We start from the raw sequence: 1,795 nt of genomic DNA, 5'->3' as shown, positions 1-1,795 counted from the left end.
TTTCAATACAACACAATGAATACATCAATGTCATATAACTATTTCCTTTATTTCTGGTTCTTCTATTTTAGAAGCATCCCGAGATTGTATGGCATTATCTGAACTAAAAAATAACAGAAAAATGTACAAGCGTCTCGGGGATATCCTCGAGACGCTTTTTTTATTAGCCAAAATTATAAAAACAACCATCAGAATTTAATCACAATGCAAGTAGCTATACAAGGTGTAAAAGGTGCATTCCACGAAGTGGCAGCCCGAAATTATTTCGGAAATGATATCGATATTCTGCCTATGCTTCACTTCTCCGATCTGGCAGAGTCTGTTAAAAACGGAGACTGCGACTATGGAATTATGGCTGTAGAAAATACCATTTCTGGTACTATCCATGCTAACCTCAACTTAATTCGAGAGCACAAACTAGTTGTTTGTGGTGAAGAATACCTACGAATAAGACAAAATCTCGTCGCTAAAAAAGGAACTAAAATAGAAGATCTTAACGAGGTTCGTTCTCACTATATGGCTATTAATCAATCAAGAAAATTCTTTAAACAACACCCCAACATACAACTTATAGAATCGACAGATACCGCTTTAAGTATGAGAGAAATAAAGGAAAATAACTTAAGTGATATCGGTGCTATAGGAAGTTTGCTAGCAGCTGATTATTACGATTTAGAAGTCCTAGCCGAAAGCATTGAAACCAATCGAAAAAATTATACACGCTTTTTGATTTTAAGAAACAAAGAGGTGTGGAAAAAAAAAGGAAGGAATAAGGCATCAATGGCCTTAATCCTTGATAACCATCAAGGAAGTTTAGCTGAAATCTTATCGATTATTTCTTCACACGATATTGATTTAAGCAAAATTGAATCCTTGCCTTTACTTGGAGAACCATGGCATTATCAGTTTTATCTGGATGTTTTATTCGATGATAAAACGAAGTATCAAAGCATGATAAATGAGATTACGACCAAACTCGATAGAGTTGATATTCTGGGTGAATACACCAGCGGTAATCAATCTTACTCAAAAATACATCACCATGACAATTAGAACAGCAGAAAGATTATCGCAAGTTGAGGAATACTACTTTTCAAAGAAATTAGCTGAAGTGGCACAGCTCAAGGAAGATGGAGCCAATATTATCAACTTAGGAATTGGTAGTCCGGATATGGCACCACACCCTGATGTGAAAAAAGAGCTGGTACATGCTTGCGGCCAAACGGGAAGCAACCATTATCAATCGTACAGGGGTCTGGAGTCATTTCGTCAAGAAATTGCAAACTGGTACAAGTCGATATATAATGTGGACTTGAATCCTGCTAATCAGATTTTGCCCCTAATGGGTTCAAAAGAAGGGATCATGCACGTTTCAATGGCTTTTTGCAATCCCGGAGAGACAGTTCTCGTTCCGAATCCGTGTTACCCAGCTTACTTATCGGCAGCCAAGCTTTTAAATATAAACCTCAAGTTTTATAATCTAAAAGAAGAAAACAATTGGTTGCCCGATATGGAAGAGATTGAATCACTATGTGATGAGTCTTGTCGTATGATCTGGACCAACTACCCTCATATGCCAACAGGTGCAAATGGGAATATGCAAGTCTTCAAACAATTAGTTGATCTGGCTAAAAAGAAGAATATTCTTGTCGTTAATGATAACCCATACAGTTTGATATTAAATGACAACCCAGAGAGTTTGCTGCAGGTTGAAGGCGTTAGTGAATATGTTTTAGAAATGAATTCGTTGAGTAAATCTCATAATATGGCGGGCTTTAGAGTGGGCATGCTTTGC

The 1,795-nt window shown here is 37.0% G+C and carries 2 protein-coding genes; both read left to right on the top strand.

Annotated elements, in window-relative coordinates; all coding sequences use genetic code 11:
• Nucleotides 1-204: 204 nt before the first annotated feature.
• On the top strand, nucleotides 205-1,053 hold the full coding sequence (locus tag ABY905_RS17035; protein WP_372646058.1) for a prephenate dehydratase: 849 nt from the start codon (nucleotides 205-207) through the stop codon (nucleotides 1,051-1,053).
• A partial coding sequence (locus ABY905_RS17030) for a pyridoxal phosphate-dependent aminotransferase (protein WP_372646056.1) occupies nucleotides 1,043-1,795 on the top strand: 753 nt, incomplete at its 3' end. The genes ABY905_RS17035 and ABY905_RS17030, both read left to right, overlap by 11 nt.

This window comes from Ancylomarina sp. (assembly GCF_041555295.1).
In the GTDB taxonomy this organism is placed as follows: Bacteria; Bacteroidota; Bacteroidia; order Bacteroidales; family Marinifilaceae; genus Ancylomarina.
Note: the sequence above shows the minus strand (reverse complement) of the source record. Positions and strands in the feature narration are given on the sequence as shown.

Coding starts and splice junctions, on each gene's coding strand:
- ABY905_RS17035 (WP_372646058.1), top strand. CDS start 205: ATGCAAGTAGCTATACAAGGTGTAAAAGGTGCATTCCACGAAGTGGCA.